The organism is Romboutsia lituseburensis DSM 797 (assembly GCF_900103615.1).
GTDB lineage: Bacteria > Bacillota > Clostridia > Peptostreptococcales > Peptostreptococcaceae > Romboutsia_F > Romboutsia_F lituseburensis.
Map to the genome: position 1 here is coordinate 257352 of NZ_FNGW01000003.1, position 18079 is coordinate 275430.

At 30.6% G+C, this 18079-nt stretch carries 15 protein-coding genes; 14 read left to right on the plus strand and 1 reads right to left on the minus strand.

Annotation, left to right across the window (positions count from 1 at the left end; genetic code table 11):
• The first annotated feature begins 5 nt into the window (after positions 1 to 5).
• From BLP75_RS07010 to BLP75_RS07055, 10 genes are all read left to right on the plus strand, one after another.
• Positions 6 to 794: an electron transfer flavoprotein subunit beta/FixA family protein gene (locus BLP75_RS07010; RefSeq protein ID WP_092724939.1), complete on the plus strand. Its 789-nt coding sequence runs from the start codon at positions 6 to 8 to the stop codon at positions 792 to 794.
• 56 nt (positions 795 to 850) lie between these two features.
• Positions 851 to 1828 carry an electron transfer flavoprotein subunit alpha/FixB family protein gene (locus BLP75_RS07015; RefSeq protein WP_092724940.1) on the plus strand — a complete coding sequence of 326 codons (978 nt, stop codon included), beginning with the start codon at positions 851 to 853 and terminating at the stop codon, positions 1826 to 1828.
• A 139-nt stretch (positions 1829 to 1967) separates the two neighbouring features.
• On the plus strand, positions 1968 to 2348 hold the full coding sequence (kal, locus tag BLP75_RS07020; RefSeq protein ID WP_092724941.1) for a 3-aminobutyryl-CoA ammonia lyase: 381 nt from the start codon (positions 1968 to 1970) through the stop codon (positions 2346 to 2348).
• Positions 2349 to 2374: 26 nt separating this feature from the next.
• On the plus strand, positions 2375 to 3028 hold the full coding sequence (locus tag BLP75_RS07025) for a 3-oxoacid CoA-transferase subunit A (RefSeq protein ID WP_092724942.1): 654 nt from the start codon (positions 2375 to 2377) through the stop codon (positions 3026 to 3028).
• Positions 3029 to 3679, plus strand: coding sequence for a 3-oxoacid CoA-transferase subunit B (locus tag BLP75_RS07030; RefSeq protein WP_092724943.1), 651 nt, complete (start codon positions 3029 to 3031; stop codon positions 3677 to 3679).
• Positions 3680 to 3763: 84 nt separating this feature from the next.
• Entirely contained in the window at positions 3764 to 4795 is a 1032-nt protein-coding gene (gene kdd / locus BLP75_RS07035; protein WP_092724944.1) for an L-erythro-3,5-diaminohexanoate dehydrogenase, read from the plus strand.
• A gap of 179 nt (positions 4796 to 4974) precedes the next feature.
• Positions 4975 to 6417 (plus strand): Na+/H+ antiporter NhaC, encoded by a 1443-nt coding sequence (gene nhaC / locus BLP75_RS07040; RefSeq protein ID WP_092724945.1) that lies wholly within the window; start codon positions 4975 to 4977, stop codon positions 6415 to 6417.
• Positions 6418 to 6821: 404 nt separating this feature from the next.
• Entirely contained in the window at positions 6822 to 9770 is a 2949-nt protein-coding gene (locus BLP75_RS07045) for a bifunctional 2',3'-cyclic-nucleotide 2'-phosphodiesterase/3'-nucleotidase (protein WP_170827937.1), read from the plus strand.
• Positions 9771 to 9891: 121 nt separating this feature from the next.
• Positions 9892 to 12534, plus strand: coding sequence for a cell wall-binding repeat-containing protein (locus tag BLP75_RS07050; protein ID WP_092724947.1), 2643 nt, complete (start codon positions 9892 to 9894; stop codon positions 12532 to 12534).
• Between the two features lie 282 nt (positions 12535 to 12816).
• Positions 12817 to 13797, plus strand: a complete 981-nt coding sequence (locus BLP75_RS07055) for a hypothetical protein (protein ID WP_092724948.1) — start codon at positions 12817 to 12819, stop codon at positions 13795 to 13797.
• Between the two features lie 66 nt (positions 13798 to 13863).
• Here BLP75_RS07055 and BLP75_RS07060 read toward each other — a convergent pair whose 3' ends face one another.
• A complete protein-coding gene (locus BLP75_RS07060; protein ID WP_092724949.1) occupies positions 13864 to 14364 on the minus strand; it encodes a cupin domain-containing protein in 501 nt (166 codons plus the stop codon).
• Between the two features lie 236 nt (positions 14365 to 14600).
• Between BLP75_RS07060 and BLP75_RS07065 the strand changes: the two genes are divergently transcribed.
• The 4 genes from BLP75_RS07065 (at position 14601) to BLP75_RS07080 (ending at position 18047) form a co-directional block, all read left to right on the plus strand.
• Complete coding sequence (locus tag BLP75_RS07065; RefSeq protein WP_092724950.1) at positions 14601 to 15089, plus strand: prolyl-tRNA synthetase associated domain-containing protein; 489 nt, start codon at positions 14601 to 14603, stop codon at positions 15087 to 15089.
• 40 nt (positions 15090 to 15129) lie between these two features.
• Positions 15130 to 16419 carry an ankyrin repeat domain-containing protein gene (locus BLP75_RS07070; protein ID WP_092724951.1) on the plus strand — a complete coding sequence of 430 codons (1290 nt, stop codon included), beginning with the start codon at positions 15130 to 15132 and terminating at the stop codon, positions 16417 to 16419.
• A 149-nt stretch (positions 16420 to 16568) separates the two neighbouring features.
• A complete protein-coding gene (locus BLP75_RS07075; RefSeq protein WP_092724952.1) occupies positions 16569 to 17171 on the plus strand; it encodes a hypothetical protein in 603 nt (200 codons plus the stop codon).
• 27 nt (positions 17172 to 17198) lie between these two features.
• Entirely contained in the window at positions 17199 to 18047 is an 849-nt protein-coding gene (locus tag BLP75_RS07080; RefSeq protein WP_092724953.1) for an ankyrin repeat domain-containing protein, read from the plus strand.
• The last annotated feature ends 32 nt before the right edge of the window (positions 18048 to 18079 follow it).

Here is an 18079-nt window from a genome sequence, read left to right on the forward strand (position 1 = left end):
TAACTATGAATATTTTAGTTTGTATTAAACAAGTTCCGGATACAACAGAAGTTAAATTAGATCCAAAAACAGGTACATTAATAAGAGATGGAGTTCCAAGTATTATAAATCCAGATGATAAAGCAGGACTAGAAGAAGCTTTAAATATAAAAGATAGAACAGATGCAAATGTTACAGTGTTGACAATGGGCCCACCTCAAGCTAAAAATGCTTTAAGAGAAGCATTAGCTATGGGAGCTGATAAAGCAATATTACTTACAGATAGAGCTTTTGCAGGTGCAGATACGTTAGCAACATCAAGCACTTTAGCTGGAGCTATTAAAAAATTAGATTATGATTTAATAATAGCTGGAAGACAGGCAATAGATGGAGATACAGCTCAAGTTGGGCCTCAAATTGCAAAACATCTTGATATACCTTCAATAACTTATGTAGAAAAATTAGAAATACAAGATGATTCAGTTGTTGTAAATAGAGCATTTGAGGATGGATATCAAGTTATAAAAGCTAAAATGCCACTTCTTATAACTACTTTAAAAGAAATGAATATTCCAAGACACATGAGAGTATCTGGAATCTATGAATGTTTTGACGAAAGTAAAATAGAAACATGGAATTTAAATGACATAGACGTAAATTTAGAAGAGATAGGATTAAAAGGTTCTCCTACTAAAGTAAAAAAATCATTTACTAAAGCTGTTAAACCTGCTGGAAAACTTTATGAAGTAGATGAAAAGCAAGGGGCATCTATAATAATGGATTCTCTTTATGAAAAATTCATAATAACTAAGTAGTTCATAATAAAATTGGAAAAAACGGAGATTTCAAAAGTTGTATAGGAGGGGTAACGATGAGTGTAATGGTTTTTATAGAACAAAGAGACAGCGAAATTCAAAATGTTTCTTTGGAATTGTTAGGAAAAGGTAGAGAGCTATCTGGCAAATTATCTGATAAATTAACAGCTGTTTTGTTAGGAAATAATGTTAAGAATTTATGTGAAGAAATAGTAGCTTATGGGGCGGATGAAGTTATTTGTGTAGATGATAAAAACTTAAAAATGTATACAACTAATAACTATGCTAAAGCTCTTTGTGATGTAATAGAAAAGAAAAAACCTGAAATAGTTTTAATAGGTGCAACAACAATAGGTAGAGACTTAGCTCCACGAGTTAGTGCTACTTTAAAAACAGGACTTACAGCAGACTGTACGTCACTTGAAATAGATGATGAAACTAAAGGTCTTCTTATGACTAGACCTGCATTTGGTGGAAATATAATGGCAACAATTGTATGCCCAGATCATAGACCACAAATGAGTACAGTAAGACCAGGGGTAATGCAAAAATTACCAAAAGACAACTCAAAAGCAGGAACAATAGAACATTTCAATGTTAAGTTTGAAGATGATAAGAGTGTTGAAGTATTAAAATACGTAAAAGAAAATGTAAAGAAAGTTAATATAGAAGATGCAAACATACTAATATCAGCAGGCCGTGGTATAGGTTCTAAAGAAAATATGAACAAATTGTATGAACTTGCAGACTTATTAGGCGCAGAGGTAAGTGCTTCTCGTGCTGTTGTTGATAGTGGATGGGTAGATAAAGCTCGTCAAGTAGGTCAAACAGGAAAAACAGTAAGACCAGACCTTTATATAGCTTGTGGTATATCAGGGGCTATACAACATTTAGCAGGTATGGAAGAATCAGAGTTTATAATTGCTATAAATAAAAACAATGAAGCTCCAATATTTGAAGTAGCTGATGTTGGAATAGTTGGAGATGTAAATAAAGTAGTTAGAAACTTAATAGATGAATTTAAAAATAAATAAAGATAAATTTTACTTAAGCAGTTAGCTAACATTTAAGCTTAGCACTGCTTAAGTAAACCAAACAAACATAAAACAAATTAAATTAAATAGATATTCAAAAGTTAAATAAACTAAAAATTAAGTTTAGGGGGATTTTATTATGAAAGCTATGATAAGAGTTAGAATGGGAAGTAATGATGCTCACTATGGTGGGAATTTAGTTGATGGAGCAAAGATGCTTCAATTGTTTGGAGATGTAGCAACAGAGCTTTTAATAAAACATGATGGAGATGAAGGCTTATTTAAGGCTTATGATAATATAGAATTTTTAGCTCCAGTATATGCAGGCGATTATATAGAGGCTGTTGGTGAGATAGTAGGATTTGGAAATACTTCTAGAAAAATGGTATTTGAAGCTAGAAAAGTAATAATACCTCTTCCAGATATAAATGATTCAGCAGCAGAATTTTTAGCTGAACCTATAGTTGTTTGTAAAGCTAGTGGAACTTGTGTAGTACCTAAGGATAAACAAAGAAGATAATTAAATTTAGATGTGGGGGAAAATGAATGAGTAAAGTTGTATCAGTTGAAAAAATAAAGGAACTTTTCAAAGATAACATGACCATTATGATAGGTGGATTTTTGGCTTGTGGAACATCAGAAACATTAATTGATGCTCTTGTAGAAAGCGGGGCTAAAAATCTAACCATAATAGGGAATGACACTTCATTTGTAGATAAAGGTATAGGAAAATTAATAGTTAATAATCAAGTAAAAAAGGTTATAGCATCTCATATAGGAACAAATCCAGAAACAGGAAGGCTTATGAGTGAAGGTAAGCTAGATGTAGAATTATCTCCACAAGGAACATTAATAGAAAGAGTTAGAGCTGGGGGCTTTGGATTAGGAGGAATACTTACTGAAACAGGGGTAGGAACTTTAGTAGAAAAAGGAAAAGAAAAAATAATAGTTAATGGTGTTGAATATTTATTAGAACTGCCAATTAGAGCAGATATAGCGCTTGTGAAAGGAAGTGTTGTAGATGCGTTTGGAAATACAAGATATAAAGGAACTACTAAAAACTTTAACCCTATGATAGCTATGGCTAGTGATTTAGTAATAGTAGAAGCAGAGACATTAGTAGAAGCAGGAAGTTTAAATAAAGACATGATAATGACTCCTGGTGTATTAGTAGATTACATAGTGATGGAGGAGAGATAAATGAAACCAAAAGAAATTATAGCGAGAAGAGTTGCAATGGAACTTAAAGATAATCAGTTGGTAAATCTAGGGATAGGTTTACCAACAATGACTTCTAATTATATAGATTCAGATATAAAAGTAACTTTTCAATCTGAAAATGGTATGGTTGGAATGGGGAAAGTTGCAAATGAAGAAGAAATAGATTTAAATATTACTAATGCTGGAGGTCAATTTGTAACTATAAATGAAGATGGAGCTTTCTTTGATAGTTCAATGTCATTTGGCCTTATAAGGGGAGGTCATGTTGATGTTACAGTTCTTGGAGCATTAGAAGTGGACCAGTATGGTAACTTAGCAAACTGGATAGTTCCTGGAAAAATGGTACCAGGAATGGGTGGAGCTATGGATTTAGTTGTTGGAGCTAAAAAGGTAATAGTAGCTATGCTTCATACAGTAAAAGGAAAATCAAAAATACTGAAAAATTGTACACTTCCACTAACTGCAAAGGGAGTTGTAGATATGATAGTAACTGAACTTGCAGTAATGGAAGTAACAAAAGAAGGATTGGTAGTAAGAGAAATAAGTAAAGATATAACTGTTGAAGAGTTAAAGTCAATGACAGAGGCTGAACTTATAATACCGAATAATTTAGCTTATATGGCAGTATAAAGCCAAAAGGTTTAGTGCATTTTTTTTAAAGCTTTCAAATATAATTAATACAAGTATAATTTATATTAATAAGGGGGATGTTTTATGAAAGGATGCAAGTATGGAACTCACAGAGTTATAAATGAAAATGTATTACCACAACCCGCTATAAAAGTTAACAATGACATGAACATTTATGATAATGAAGTATTAATAAATGTAAGTGCTTTAAATATAGATTCTGCTAGTTTTACTCAAATAGAAGAAGAGTGTAATCACGATATAGAAAAAATAAAATCAAAAATATTAGAAATAGTAAATGAAAAAGGCAAGATGCAAAATCCTGTGACAGGATCAGGTGGAATGTTAATAGGAACTATAGAAGAAATCGGAAGTGAATTAGTAGATAAAATAGACTTAAAAGTTGGGGATAAAGTAGCTACATTAGTATCACTATCATTAACACCTCTAAGAATAGATGAAATAATAGATATAAAACCTGATATAGATAGAGTAGAGATAAAAGGAAAAGCAATATTATTTGAAAGTGGAATATATGCAAAATTACCAAAAGATATGGAAGAAAATTTAGCTTTAGCAGCCCTAGATGTTGCTGGAGCACCAGCTCAAACTCAAAAGCTTGTTAAAGAAGGAGATAGTGTACTTGTATTAGGAGCTGCAGGAAAATCAGGAATGCTATGTTGTTATGAAGCTAGAAAAAAAGCTGGTAGAAAAGGTAGAGTAATTGGACTGGTTATAGATGATAATCAAGCACAATGTTTAATAGAAAATAAGCTTGTTGATGTAGCAATAATTGGAGATGCTAAAAATCCTAATGATGTGTTACAAAAAGTTTTAAGAGTTAATAAAGGTAAAGAAGTAGATTTATGCATAAACTGCGTAAATGTTACTAATACAGAAATGTCATCAATACTTCCTGTTAAAGATAATGGGTGTGTATATTTCTTCTCAATGGCAACTGCATTTACAAAAGCAGCACTTGGAGCTGAGGGTGTAGGAAAAGATGTAACTATGATAATTGGTAATGGATACACTAAAGGCCATGCTGAAGTTACTTTAAATGCACTTAAAGAAAGTGAAAATTTGAGAAAGATATTTAAAAACTTATATGTATAGATAGGATATGATATAGGATTTGGCTAAGGGAATTTGCATAGTATGCTGCAAATTTCCTTTTTTGTTAAAAAAACTTGGTATAATTTTCAGAAAATTTAATATAATCTAATATATTAAAAATTTTTAATGCGTGTAAAAAAAAAATAACACATATTAAAAGAATAAGAGGAGGATTTATTTTGAAAACAGAGCCAAAACCCAAGAGAAAGGCGACCGTAGGGGAAGCCTTAATACCGCTATTATTTTTAATTGGAGTACTAGCATATTCACTAGTTAAGTTAGACGCCGATCCACATATACCACTTATACTAGGAGCTTTTGCAGCAGGACTTATAGGAATATTTAGATTAGGATTTACATGGAAAGAGTTAGAAGAGGGAGTTTTAGACACTATAAGAATGGCTATGCAAGCAGTACTTATACTTATGGTAGTTGGAACATTAATAGGAACTTGGATATTAAGTGGTACAGTACCATCTATGATTTATTGGGGACTAAAAATAATATCACCAGCAATATTTTTACCAGCAACAACATTAATATGTTGTATAGTTTCACTTGCGACAGGTTCATCTTGGACTACAGCAGGAACTGTAGGTATAGCTCTTATTGGTATAGGTCAAGGACTTGGAATGCCACTACCTCTAGTAGCAGGGGCTATAATATCAGGAGCATACTTTGGAGATAAAATGTCTCCACTTTCAGATACTACAAATCTAGCACCAGCAATGGCAGGAGCAACTTTATTTGATCATATAAAACATATGATATATACAACAGGACCATCACTTATAATAGCACTTGTATTATATGGAATAATAGGAATGAGATATGCAGGTAAAGAATTAGATATAAGCCAGATAGAAGTTATGAGAAGTGCTTTAGAAGGTGGATTTAATACTTTATCACCAATTTTATTAATACCGCCAGTAGTGGTTATATTAATGGTTGTATGTAAAATGCCAGCAATACCAGGACTTTTAATAGGTTCATTGTTAGGTGCTATATTTGCAGCAGTATTCCAAGGTGCTGACTTAGGATCAATAATAGGTGCAGCTCATTATGGATATGTATCTGAAACTGGAGTAAAAGCAGTTGATGAGCTATTGAGTCGTGGAGGTCTTGATAGTATGATGTGGACTGTATCACTTATATTATGTGCACTTACTTTAGGTGGAATCCTTGAGAAGACTGGAATGTTAGAAGCTCTTGCAAATGCACTACTTAAATTCTCAAAAGGTACTTTTGGTTTAGTACTTGCAACAATAGTTTCTTGTATAGGAGTAAACTTAGCAACAGGAGAACAATACTTATCACTTGTTTTACCAGGAAGAATGTATAAAAATGAATATAGAAAAAGAGGTCTACATCCTAAAAACTTATCTAGAGCACTAGAAGATAGTGGAACGCTTTTATCTCCACTTATTCCATGGAATACATGTGGTGCTTATATGTGGGTAACTCTTGGAGTACATCCTTTTGCATATTTACCATTTGCATTTTTAAATTTAATAAATCCATTAGTTTCTCTATTCTATGCAGCAACAGGTATAACAATGGAAAAATTGCCTCCAGAAGAAATGAAAATTGTAGAACAGGAAATAAAAGAGGGAGTTCTATAAAATTAATATATTAGATTAAATAAAAGCCGTACAATGAAAAAATATCATTGTATGGCTTTTTAAAATATAAAATTATATTAAATAAGTGAATTTTATATTTTATATATGAAAATAATGTTGATAAATAGTGTATCATATATAAAAATGGAAGATTAAAATGAAATAAAAAATTAATTTTGATTAAAAATTAAAATTGAATATAAAATCTAATTATATTAGAAAATGTTCATGCATATATGTATAAAAGAATAAAAATTAACTTTAGAATACGTATTCCTGTAAAAATAAGTCGAATCTAACATAAAAAAATGTTTACAATATTCGAAAATTATACTATATTATAAATGAGCGTACTATTTATAAATGATGTACACTATTTAGCAATATAATATTGGAGGATGTTTATGAAAAACAAGGGGAGAAAGATAGCTACAATAGCTATGGCAGCAGCAATGACAGGACAAGCAGCAATGCCTGTATTAGCAATTGAGAAAACAAATACAAATCAAAACACAGAAGTAAAAGCAAATCAAAGTCCAACAGTTGACTTTAGAATAATGGCAACTACAGATTTACATGCAAATATAATGGATCATGATTATTATACAGACACACCAAATCAAAATTTAGGTATATCAAAAATTGCAACTCTTATAAAAGATGCAAAAGCTGAAATAGATAAAAATGGAAATGGGAACGATAAAATAGATAACGCATTATTAGTTGACAATGGAGATACAATACAAGGAAATCCACTAGCAACAGTATATGCTATGAACTCAGAAACAAAAACTAAGCCAGGTGAAAAATATCCTGCATATGAAGCATTAGATATTTTAGAATATGATGCAGGTACATTAGGAAATCATGAATTTAACTATGGACTTGATTTCTTAAAGCAAATAACAGATAAATCTGTTATGAAAACAGACATCATAAATGCAAATGTTTTAAACACAGATGGAACTAATGCATTTAACCCATATAAGGTAGTAACTGAAGAAGTTGTAGATTCAAATGGAAATAAACAAACTATAAAAGTAGGTATAACAGGATTTGTTCCACCTCAAATATTAAACTGGGACAAGCAAAACCTAGAAGGAAAAGTTAAAGTTGAAGATATAAAAACTGCAGCAGATAAAGTTACTAAAACATTAAAAGAAAAAGAAGGCGTAGATATAGTAGTAGCTCTAGCACATAGTGGTACTGGGGATGATGATAAGCACGTTGAAAATTCAGAAAATGCAGCTTATCAATTAACTAAAGTAGATGGAATAGATGTAGTAGTAGCAGGACATTCTCATTCAACTGCAATTGCTCAAAAAAATGGAGTACAATTAGTACAACCATCTAACTGGGGTAAAGAATTAGGTGTAGTTGACTTAAAATTAACTCAAAAAGATGGTAAGTGGGGCGTAGTAGACGAAGAAAGTTCTGTAGAAAGAAGAAATGTTGATGGTAAAGTTTATGGAACAGCAAAAGATCCAATTAGAGTTGGAAAAGCAGCAGTAAACGATACAAGAATAACAGAAAGTGCTTCATTAAAAGCAGCACACGAAGCAACAGTAAAATATGTTAACTCAGGAGTTGGAAAAACTACTAAAGATTTAAATAGTTTCTTCTCATTAGTTGCAGATAATGCTTCAGTTGAATTAGTAGCAAATTCTCAAAAATCATATGTAGAAAAAATAATGAAGCAAGGTCAAACAGAATTACAACCATACAAAGACCTTGAAGTATTATCAGCTGCAGCACCATTTAAAGCAGGTGGAAGAGAATTTAATGATCCAACAAACTTTGTTGACATCAAAGCTGGAGATTTAAAAATAAAAGATTTATCTAACTTATATATATATGACAATACTTTAACTGTTGTAAAATTAAATGGAGAGCAAATCAAAGAATGGTTAGAAATGTGTGCTGGAATGTTCAACACAATAGATCCAAACTCTAAAACAGAGCAAGAACTATTCAACCACAACTATAGATCATACAACTTTGATAGTATAGAAGGATTAACTTATGAAATAGATGTAACAAAACCAGCTAAATACGATAAAGATGGTAAAACAGTAAATGCAAATACTTCAAGAATAACTAACTTAAAGTTCAAAGGTAAGGATTTAGATCCAAAACAAGAATTCTTAGTTGCAACTAATAACTATAGAGGAAGTGGAACATTCCCAGGTGTTAGAGATGGACAAAGAGTATACGAAAGTGCTTATGAAAATAGAGAAACAATAGTTGATTATATAAAAGAACAAGGAGCAATAACTCCAAGTGTTGATAACAACTGGAAAATAAAATCAGTAGATAGTGATGCTAAAGTAGTATTCACTTCACATGAAAATGGTAAGAATTACTTATCAGAAAATCAAGCTATAGATGCAGACAGAGCAGATGTAGACGGAATGAGTAAGTATTCATACGACTTAAACTACATAAGTAGTTCAATACCAGAGCAAAAACTAACAGGTACTACAAGATATGAAACAGCTACTAAGATAAGTCAAAGTGCATTTGATAAAGCTGAAAACGTAGTAATAGTAAACTCTTCAGCTATAACAGATGGTCTTTGTGCAACACCATTTGCAAAACTTAAAAATGCTCCAATACTTTTAACAGGTAGCAAAACTTTAGATGCTAAAACTAAAGCAGAAATATCTAGATTAGGTGCTAAAAATGTTTATATAGTAGGTGGAACTAATGCAGTAGATGAATCTGTAGTAAAAGAATTAAAATCTATGAATGTAAATGTAGAAAGAATAGCTGGAAATGATAGATATCAAACTTCTTTACAAATAGCTAAAAAACTAGGGGATGTATCAGAAGTAGCAGTAGTTAGCGGACAAAAAGGATTAGCAGATGCAGTAAGTGTAGCACCAGTTGCTGGTAGCAAAAACATGGCTATACTTCTTTCTTCAGCAAATAACGGTGTAAAACAATATGAACAATTTATAAAAGATGAAAAAGTAAATAAAGCTTACGTAATAGGTGGAAAATCATCTGTAAGTGAAGAAACTGCAAAAGAATTACCTAATGCAACAAGATTAGGTGGAGCTAATAGAAATGAAACTAATGCTATGATAATAGATGAATTCTACAAAGGTGAAGAATTAAACAATGTTTATGTAGCTAAAGATGGAATGAAAAATGAAAGTGAATTAATAGATGCATTAGCAGTTGGTGCTGTTGCAGCTAAAGAAAATGCTCCAGTTGTAATAGGTAGCAAAAACGTAGATAAGAAACAAGAAGAAGTTTTATCAGCTAAGAAAACAAAAATGTTAACTAAAGTTGGTGGAAACGGAAATGAAGGAATATTTAACAAATTAAAGAATGTATTAAAAAAATAAATTAATTAATTTATAACATTTTATTAAAACCAGTATAAGGAAGAATCTCATAAACTTAAGTTTTATTTGAGAGACTTCCTTATATTTTAAAAATTATTATAAACGTGGGGGAGAATTAAATATGAGTTACAAAAGAGGAACTAAAAGATTAGCAACAATAGCTCTTTCGGCAGGATTAATAGTGCCTATAATGCAACCAGCAATAGCAAATGCACAAGGGAGTACAGTAGATGTAAAATTATTATCATTCAATGATTTACATGGACAATATGATGCAGATGCTAAATATGGTGGAGGAATAGATAACTTATCAGCATATCTAAAAAAATTACAATCAGAAAATAAAAATACGCTTACAATGTCAGCAGGAGATGCAGTTGGGGGAAGTCCTGCAGTAGCCGCTCTAAAACAAGATCAACCAACACTTGAAATATTAAAAGAAATGAATGTAGATATAGTTACAACTGGAAACCATGAATATGATGAAGGTATAACTGAGTTAGCAAGATTAGTACAAGGTGGAAAACATGCATCAGGACTTGACTGGGCAGGGTCAGAAGGTTTAGGATGGATAACTTCAAATGTTGTAGCTAATAAAGATTTACAATTTGGAAATAAAACTATAAAAAAAGGTGATCCAATTTTAAATCCATATACAGTAAAAGAATTTGATGGAGTAAAAGTAGGAGTTATAGGGGTTGTAACAACAGATACGGCTAAAAAAGTAGTTCCAAATGGAATAAAAGATGTAGACTTTATAGATGAAGTTCAAGCTATAGATAAATACACAGAAGAATTAAAGTCTCAAGGTGTTAAAACTATAGTTGTATTATCACATGTTCCAGCAAAAACAGACAAAGACACAGGTAAATTAATAGATTTATCTGAAGAAAGTGATATATATGATATATCTCAAAAAGTTAATGGTGAAGTAGACGTTATAATAGCAGCTGACAATCATGACTATGCAAACTCAGTTGTTAAAAGAGAAGGAAAAGATGATATAGTTGTAACAGAAGCTTATTCAAAAGGGCAAAACATAGGTGAAATAGACTTAACTATAGATAAAACAACAGGTGATGTAGTTAATAGTAAAGCTAATATAATATCTGTTGATCCTAAGAAAATAACTGCAGATGCTAAAGTTACAAATATAGTTCAAAAAGCAGCTGAAGATGTAAAACCAATGCTTGAAAGAAAAGTAGGATATGCAGAAGAAGAAATACCAAGAACAATAGATAATGATCATGGAGAAGCTGAACTTGGAAGAATGATAGCTGAAGCTCAACTTTGGGCAGTAAGAGATAAAGGAGAAAATATAGATATCTCTTTAATGAACATAGGTGGAGTTAGATCTGAATTAAAAGCTGGAGATGTAACTTATGAAGATGTTTATACTATACAACCATTTAGTAATGATTTAACTAAGCTTACATTAACAGGAGCTCAATTAAAAGAGATATTAGAAAAACAAGAAATACATGACTGGATAGTAGGACAAGAAGAAGGTAAATACAATAGACCAAGAATGTTACAAATAGATGGATTTACATATAAATGGCATCCTGAAAAGAAAGATGGAAAATGGGTAGTAAAAGTAGATAGCATAAACTTAAAAGATGAAAAGAAAACAGAAGTAAAAGCTGATACTAAGATAAATGCTGTTGTAAACATATTCTTAGCACAAGGTGGAGATGGATTTGATACATTCAAAGAATCTAAATACGAAGTTGTTATGGGTGATTTAGAAGCATTTGAAAAGTATACAGAAAAATTCTCAAAAGAAGATAGAAATGGAAATGGAACTTTAGGATTAAATAAAATAGATATAAACAAAAATCCTAATATAATAAATACATATGCAGTAAATACAAACAAACTTGTTGGAAGCTCAAGATACGAAACAGCAGTTAAAATAAGTGAAAGCGCATTTAAAAAAGCTGATAATGTAATAATAGTTAACTCTCAAGGTGATGCAGATGCATTAGCAGCAACACCATTTGCAAAACTTAAAGATGCTCCAATACTTTTAACAGGTAGCAAAACTTTAGATGCTAATACAAAAGCAGAGATAACTAGATTAGGTGCAAAAAATGCTTATATAATAGGTGGAGATACTAGAGTAGAAGAATCAGTATCTAAAGAACTTAAATCAATGAACTTAAACGTTGAAAGAATAAGTGGTAAAGATAGATACGAAACAGCTCTACAAGTAGCTAAGAAATTAGGCGATGTATCAGAAGTAGCTGTAGTTAATGGACAAAAAGGATTAGCAGATGCTGTAAGTGTAGCTCCAGTAGCAGCTAGTAAAAATATGCCAATACTATTCTCTTCACCAACTGAAGGTACAAAAGTATCTGATAGCTATATAAAAGATGAAAAAGTAACTAAATCATATGTAATAGGTCAAGAAGCTTCAATATCAAAAGAAGTAGCAGCTAAATTACCTAATGCAGAAAGAATTGGTGGAAAAGATAGAAATGAAACTAATGCTATGGTAATTGAGAAGTTCTACACTAACGAAGAACTTAACAATATATATGTAGCTAAAAATGGAATCAAAAACAATACTGATTTAGTAGATGCATTAGCAGTAGGAGCAGTTGCAGCTAAGGTAGATGCACCAGTTGTTATAGGTTCAGATAACTTAAATGAAAAGCAAGTACAAGTTTTATCAACTAAGAAAACTAAAATGTTAACTCAAGTTGGTGGAAATGGAAATGAAGGAATATTTGCTAAGATAAAATCAATATTAAAGAAATAATTTAAATAAAAAGGAGCTATCTCAAAATAGAGAATAGCTCCTTTTTTACTAGTATCTTAAAACAATAGCTAGTCAAGATAACTTTTTAAACATAAAATTGGATTTTTGTTGCTTATATTGTAAAAATTTCCATATTTAGGTATAATTTGTATTGAATTAAAAAAATTACTTCGTTAATTAAATATGAGTAAATATAAAAATCTTCATTAAGAAAAATATATGAAGTTAAGGGTAAAATCAGACATAAATTAACAGAGGGATAAAGTTTATAGGAGGAATAAAATGAACAAACGTATTTTAAGCTTAGTAGTGGCAGGGCTTATATTTATAGGGGGGCAAACTGCTATCACTCATGCAAATGGAAAAGAAATAAGAAATAATGATACTATATTCAGGTATGATGACCAAAGTCCATCATATACAGGTTGGTTTAATAATGATTTTGGAGAATGGTATTATATAAAAGATGGAAGATTTGTAGAAAATGAATGGGTAAAAGATAAAGGTAGCTGGTATTATTTTGATGAATATGGAAATATGATAAGCAATACTGTGAAATATATAGATGGAAAAGATTATATATTTGGAAGTAATGGAGCTATGGTTAATAAAAAAGGTTGGATTAAATTAAACCTTGGGCAGCAAGGCATGTGGTTCTATGGCAAAGGAGATGGAACTATAAAGGACCAAGAATGGGTAAAAGATGCAGGTAAATGGTACTACTTAGGTGGAAATGGGTATCAAGATTATGCAGGTGAGCTTACTATAGGACCAGCAGATATAGGGAATAAGACATACATATTTGATCAAAATGGAGCAATGGTAGAGAAAAAAGGTTGGATTAAACTTTGGGATAGTTGGTATTATGGAAATGGCGATGGTACTATGAAGTATAATCAATGGATAAAAGAGGGGAATAAATGGTATTTTGCAACTTATTTTGATGGATTATCACAAGGTGGGAATATAGTAACTAATGGTGTATTTGATGTAAATGAAAAATGCTATATATTTGACCAAAATGGAGCAATGATAGAAAAAAAAGGTTGGATAAAAGTTGGTGATGAATGGTACTATGGAAATGGTGATGGTACTATAAAAACAGGTCAATGGATAAAAGAGTATGGTAAGTGGTATTACTTAGACTATGTATACGGAGATGAAATATACATGTATGGTGGAAACATGATAGCAGGAACAAGTATGTATATAGATGGTATGTACTATTCTTTTGATGGAAATGGTGTTTGTCTAAATAGATAATAAAAATATATGATATAAAAAAGAGCTATCTCAAAATAGAGAATAGCTCCTTTTTTTATGTATATATTAATCTCTAGTTAATTTAACTATAACTTCTTCGTGTTGAGGATATAAATCTAGTAAATAATCTCTTTTGAATAATTCAAAATCTCTAAATTCAAATCCTGGAGAAACCATACATCCAACTAATGAGAAGCCTTCATGATTCATAGCAGAACCAAATATATAGTTCTTAGGAACTAAAACTTGTGGAACCTCACCATTTTCAACGTTTAATCCAAGCTCATGAGTAGTAAGCTCTCCCTCTGGACTTATCATATAAACTGTTAAAGGAGAACCTGCATGATAATACCACATTTCATCAGATTTTAGTCTATGGAAGTTAGATACTTCGCCATCCATAAGTAAAAAATAAATACTAGTCCAAAGTATTCTTTCGCCTTCAAATTTTGTTCTTAAATCATTTGATGTAATATTTTCACTTGAAGCAAAAGTTTGTTTAAAATATCCACCTTCTACATGCTTTTCTAAGTTTAAATTTTTTATGAAATATTCTGCTGAATACATATATGTTTCCTCCGATGCTATTTTAAATTTTGCTATATATTATAATTATAGTATATAGAATGATTTCATTATAAACTAAATAGGAATAAATTACAAATTAGCTTAGGAGTTCTAAATATAAAAAGCTAATTATAACGTGGATGGGAATTTAGTGGATACCTTTTAAAATAGCCAGTTTGTGTTATAAATGATATAATAAATTACAAAATATGTAAATGATGAAAGGGGTATTTCATATGGAAGCTTATGAAAAGGTTAAAGATAAACTAGAAGAATTAAATATTGATTTTGAAATTGTAAAACATCCTCCAGTATTAACTACAGAAGAAGCTGATTCATACATTGAGGGGATAGATGGAGCTAGAACAAAGTCATTATTCTTAACAAATAAAAAGAAAACCGTATATTATTTACTTATTATGGATGGACAGAAACGATTAGATATGAAGAAATTTGGAACTATAACAGGAACAAACCATATTAAGTTTTGTTCAGCTAACCGTTTAATGGACAAAATAGGGCTGTTTCCAGGAGCTGTATCTATATTTGGGTTGCTAAATAATGTAGAAAAAGATGTCCAAGTTTACTTTGATAAAGAAATTCTTTTGGAAGATAGAATGAGTTTTCATCCTAATGATAATACCAAGACAATTTTTATATCTACAGACGATATGCTTAAATTTATAGAATCTATTGGATTTAAATATGAGGCTATAGAATTGTAAATATAAAAGAATAAGTCATTATTTATATTGGGAGGTCAAAATGAGCTACAGCAAACTAATAAAATCATTGGAATTACTTAAAGAAACGCTTAATTCATCAAATAGTAAAGTTATACTTAATGTAGATGTTGCCGCAACAAAAGAGGAAATCGAAGAAACAGAGCGTAAGTTAAGAAAGCAACTTCCAAATAGTCTAAAGAAATTTTTCTCTACTGTATCCAAGGATATAAATTTTTTTATAGATCTTGATGAAACATTACTTAAAGAAATCCAAAAAAACAAGAAATTCTTTGACATTGGATTGTTTGAATTAAACATAAGTTTATCTGGTATCATTGATGCACAGGATAGTATAGAAAACTGGGTTAATGAATGTTTTTTCAATCCAGAAGATGATTACGATAAGGTTTGGCATAATAAATTAGGGTTGATGTGTATTGGTAATGGTGATGTAATAGCCCTTGATTTATTAAGTGATAAAGATGAGCCAAATGTTGTTTATCTAAGTCATGATGATGCAGAAGAACACGGATGGATATTGGGTCTAAATTTTGAAAGTTATATCACAAATTATGTTGGAATTGCTTGTAGTGGTTTAGAATCCTGGGGAACAGCTCCCTTCATAACAGATCCTAAAATAGGAATTGATATGATGTGTGATAATGCGATTGCTTTTAGGCAATTATTAGGTTTACCAGAAGATATAGATAAAAAAGATAGTAGAGGAAGAACTACACTTATAAATTCAATAGTTCAAAGAAAGCCAATAGATATTATAGAGTCTATAATAATGGAGGGAGCTAATTTAGAGTTAAAAGATAAATTAGGAGATACTGCACTTAAAAAAGCTATAAAGTTTAAAATGATAGATGTAGTAGAATTACTAATTAAACATGGAGTTAATATCCAAAGCGAAAATATAGAAAATTCTCCATGGTTTTTTGCTCGAAAAAATAAAAAAATAGCAGATATGTTATTAGAGACAAAAGGATCTATAAGATTAACATTAAGTTCAGATGAAGAAAATATATTAGAAGAGCTTTTATATAATGAGGATATAGATGATATATGTTCAAAAATAGAAAATTTAGATTCACCAGAGATATTACATGCATTTATATTAGATTTTAATTATGATGATGAGTGGTTACCTATAATAACAGTTTTAAATAATGACAACTGCAAAGAAATAACAGCAATAGAAATAATAGAATTACTAACAGATGGAGATATATCACATTTAAAGATTATTGATGAAAAAATATTTAATTTAATTAGTATTAAATATTCAGATTTAATATTAAGATTAAAAACTAATATGTGCATATAAAAATAATTTGAAAAATACTGGGAGTGAACTTTCGAATTATGTTTCTGATGACATTGGATTGATTTATGATAGTCTAACATTAAATTATAAACATGAAAGAAATTTTTATATAATATGCACTTATAAAGTTAAAGACAGGAGGGGGCTTTATGACAAATATTGAAGTTGTAAAAAGTCAGATTGGAAAAAGAGGTTATCTAAACAGCTCTATTTATAGAGAGGCCATGATAAATATGAGGTTTGAAAGCTTCACAATAGAAGATACAAATTTCTTTATTGATTATTATAAGACTGTAAAGGATATTTTCAGTCGAAATCAAATATTACAAGCGTTTGTTTTGCAATGTCAAAAATATGATTTAAAAGAATTCTTTTTAAGTGCTTTTAAAAAAGAGCGCTATCTTGATATGCGTTTAACTGCCATCCGTGGATATGCTATCTATGCATCAGAAAAAGAAATTTCTCCCCTTATGAAAAAATTTATAGATATTTTAGTTAAAATACCAAGCCGTACACCCTATAATTATCAAGAATATGAAATGCTTCGCTCGAAATTTGGATTGCCATATTTAGTTGAACAGTACAGATATGACTGCTTTAAAGAAGCATTGGATCAATTAGAAAAACAATATAATGACATGCCTGATGAGTGTAAGGGCTTTTTTACTCTTGACGAAAATGGCATATATGTAGCTTTAATGACGCGAGAAGAAATAGACGAAAATCTTGATGTCTTGTTTAAGAGAAAATAGTTTATATAGTAAGAAAGGAGTTTAATTATGGAAAAGGATAACTCTTTGTTGTATGCATGCTACATAAATGATATGGATTTGATTAAAGAGCGAATAATTGGTGTAAAACCAGCTCAATTAAAAAAGAGTACTATAGAAACAGGTACACCTTTGCATGCCGCTGCTAAAAACGGAAATATAGAGGCAATCGATCTTTTACTATCAGCTGGTGCGAATATAGAACAAGGAAATTTTATGAAAAATAGTGCATTACTTGCTTGTATAGAAGAAAAAAAATTAGATGTTGCAAAATATTTGATTGAAAAAGGTGCTAATGTTAATAAAAAGGGATGTCAAAATAGGAATGCACTAAGCCAGTTGATATTACATGCTTGGGACAAAAATTTTGCAGAATTTTTAGTGGGGCATGGATGCTTAGTTAGTGCAACTTCAGTAGATAAAGTATCAACATTGCAGGATGCAGCAGAGACTAATAACTGTGACGCAATATCGTTTTTATTAGAAAATGGTGTAGATCCAATACATATGAGTAAATCACTTTGTTGGGCAATTATTTATAATGCTTTTGATGCAATACGTTGCCTAATAGAGTGTGGAGCTGATTTAAATAAGATGTACGAAAGTTGTAAGGGCGTTGAGAAATCAATTTATCATGATACATTAGTGATTGATAATCGTGGTGATAGAAGAGAAACAATAAAAATTCTTGTTGGTGCTGGAGTTGACTTTAAGGGCGTACCTGCTAGATCAATTACTACTCTTATTATTGAAAAAACAAAACTAAGTCCTTATGACTATGCGTGGGAACACCTTTCTAAACATCCTGAAAAGACATTTATTGCAAACAACTTGAAATTGATTGATTCTCTTTATTAGCCCTGTTGGAGCACTTTAATACAAGGAGTGGT

What these genes read in the sequence shown, in the direction of transcription:
- BLP75_RS07010 (WP_092724939.1), top strand. Translation starts at nt 6, where the DNA reads ATGAATATTTTAGTTTGTATTAAACAAGTTCCGGATACAACAGAAGTT.
- BLP75_RS07015 (WP_092724940.1), top strand. Translation starts at nt 851, where the DNA reads ATGAGTGTAATGGTTTTTATAGAACAAAGAGACAGCGAAATTCAAAAT.
- kal (WP_092724941.1), top strand. Translation starts at nt 1,968, where the DNA reads ATGAAAGCTATGATAAGAGTTAGAATGGGAAGTAATGATGCTCACTAT.
- BLP75_RS07025 (WP_092724942.1), top strand. Translation starts at nt 2,375, where the DNA reads ATGAGTAAAGTTGTATCAGTTGAAAAAATAAAGGAACTTTTCAAAGAT.
- BLP75_RS07030 (WP_092724943.1), top strand. Translation starts at nt 3,029, where the DNA reads ATGAAACCAAAAGAAATTATAGCGAGAAGAGTTGCAATGGAACTTAAA.
- kdd (WP_092724944.1), top strand. Translation starts at nt 3,764, where the DNA reads ATGAAAGGATGCAAGTATGGAACTCACAGAGTTATAAATGAAAATGTA.
- BLP75_RS07045 (WP_170827937.1), top strand. Translation starts at nt 6,822, where the DNA reads ATGAAAAACAAGGGGAGAAAGATAGCTACAATAGCTATGGCAGCAGCA.
- BLP75_RS07050 (WP_092724947.1), top strand. Translation starts at nt 9,892, where the DNA reads ATGAGTTACAAAAGAGGAACTAAAAGATTAGCAACAATAGCTCTTTCG.
- BLP75_RS07055 (WP_092724948.1), top strand. Translation starts at nt 12,817, where the DNA reads ATGAACAAACGTATTTTAAGCTTAGTAGTGGCAGGGCTTATATTTATA.
- BLP75_RS07060 (WP_092724949.1), bottom strand. Translation starts at nt 14,364, where the DNA reads ATGTATTCAGCAGAATATTTCATAAAAAATTTAAACTTAGAAAAGCAT.
- BLP75_RS07065 (WP_092724950.1), top strand. Translation starts at nt 14,601, where the DNA reads ATGGAAGCTTATGAAAAGGTTAAAGATAAACTAGAAGAATTAAATATT.
- BLP75_RS07070 (WP_092724951.1), top strand. Translation starts at nt 15,130, where the DNA reads ATGAGCTACAGCAAACTAATAAAATCATTGGAATTACTTAAAGAAACG.
- BLP75_RS07075 (WP_092724952.1), top strand. Translation starts at nt 16,569, where the DNA reads ATGACAAATATTGAAGTTGTAAAAAGTCAGATTGGAAAAAGAGGTTAT.
- BLP75_RS07080 (WP_092724953.1), top strand. Translation starts at nt 17,199, where the DNA reads ATGGAAAAGGATAACTCTTTGTTGTATGCATGCTACATAAATGATATG.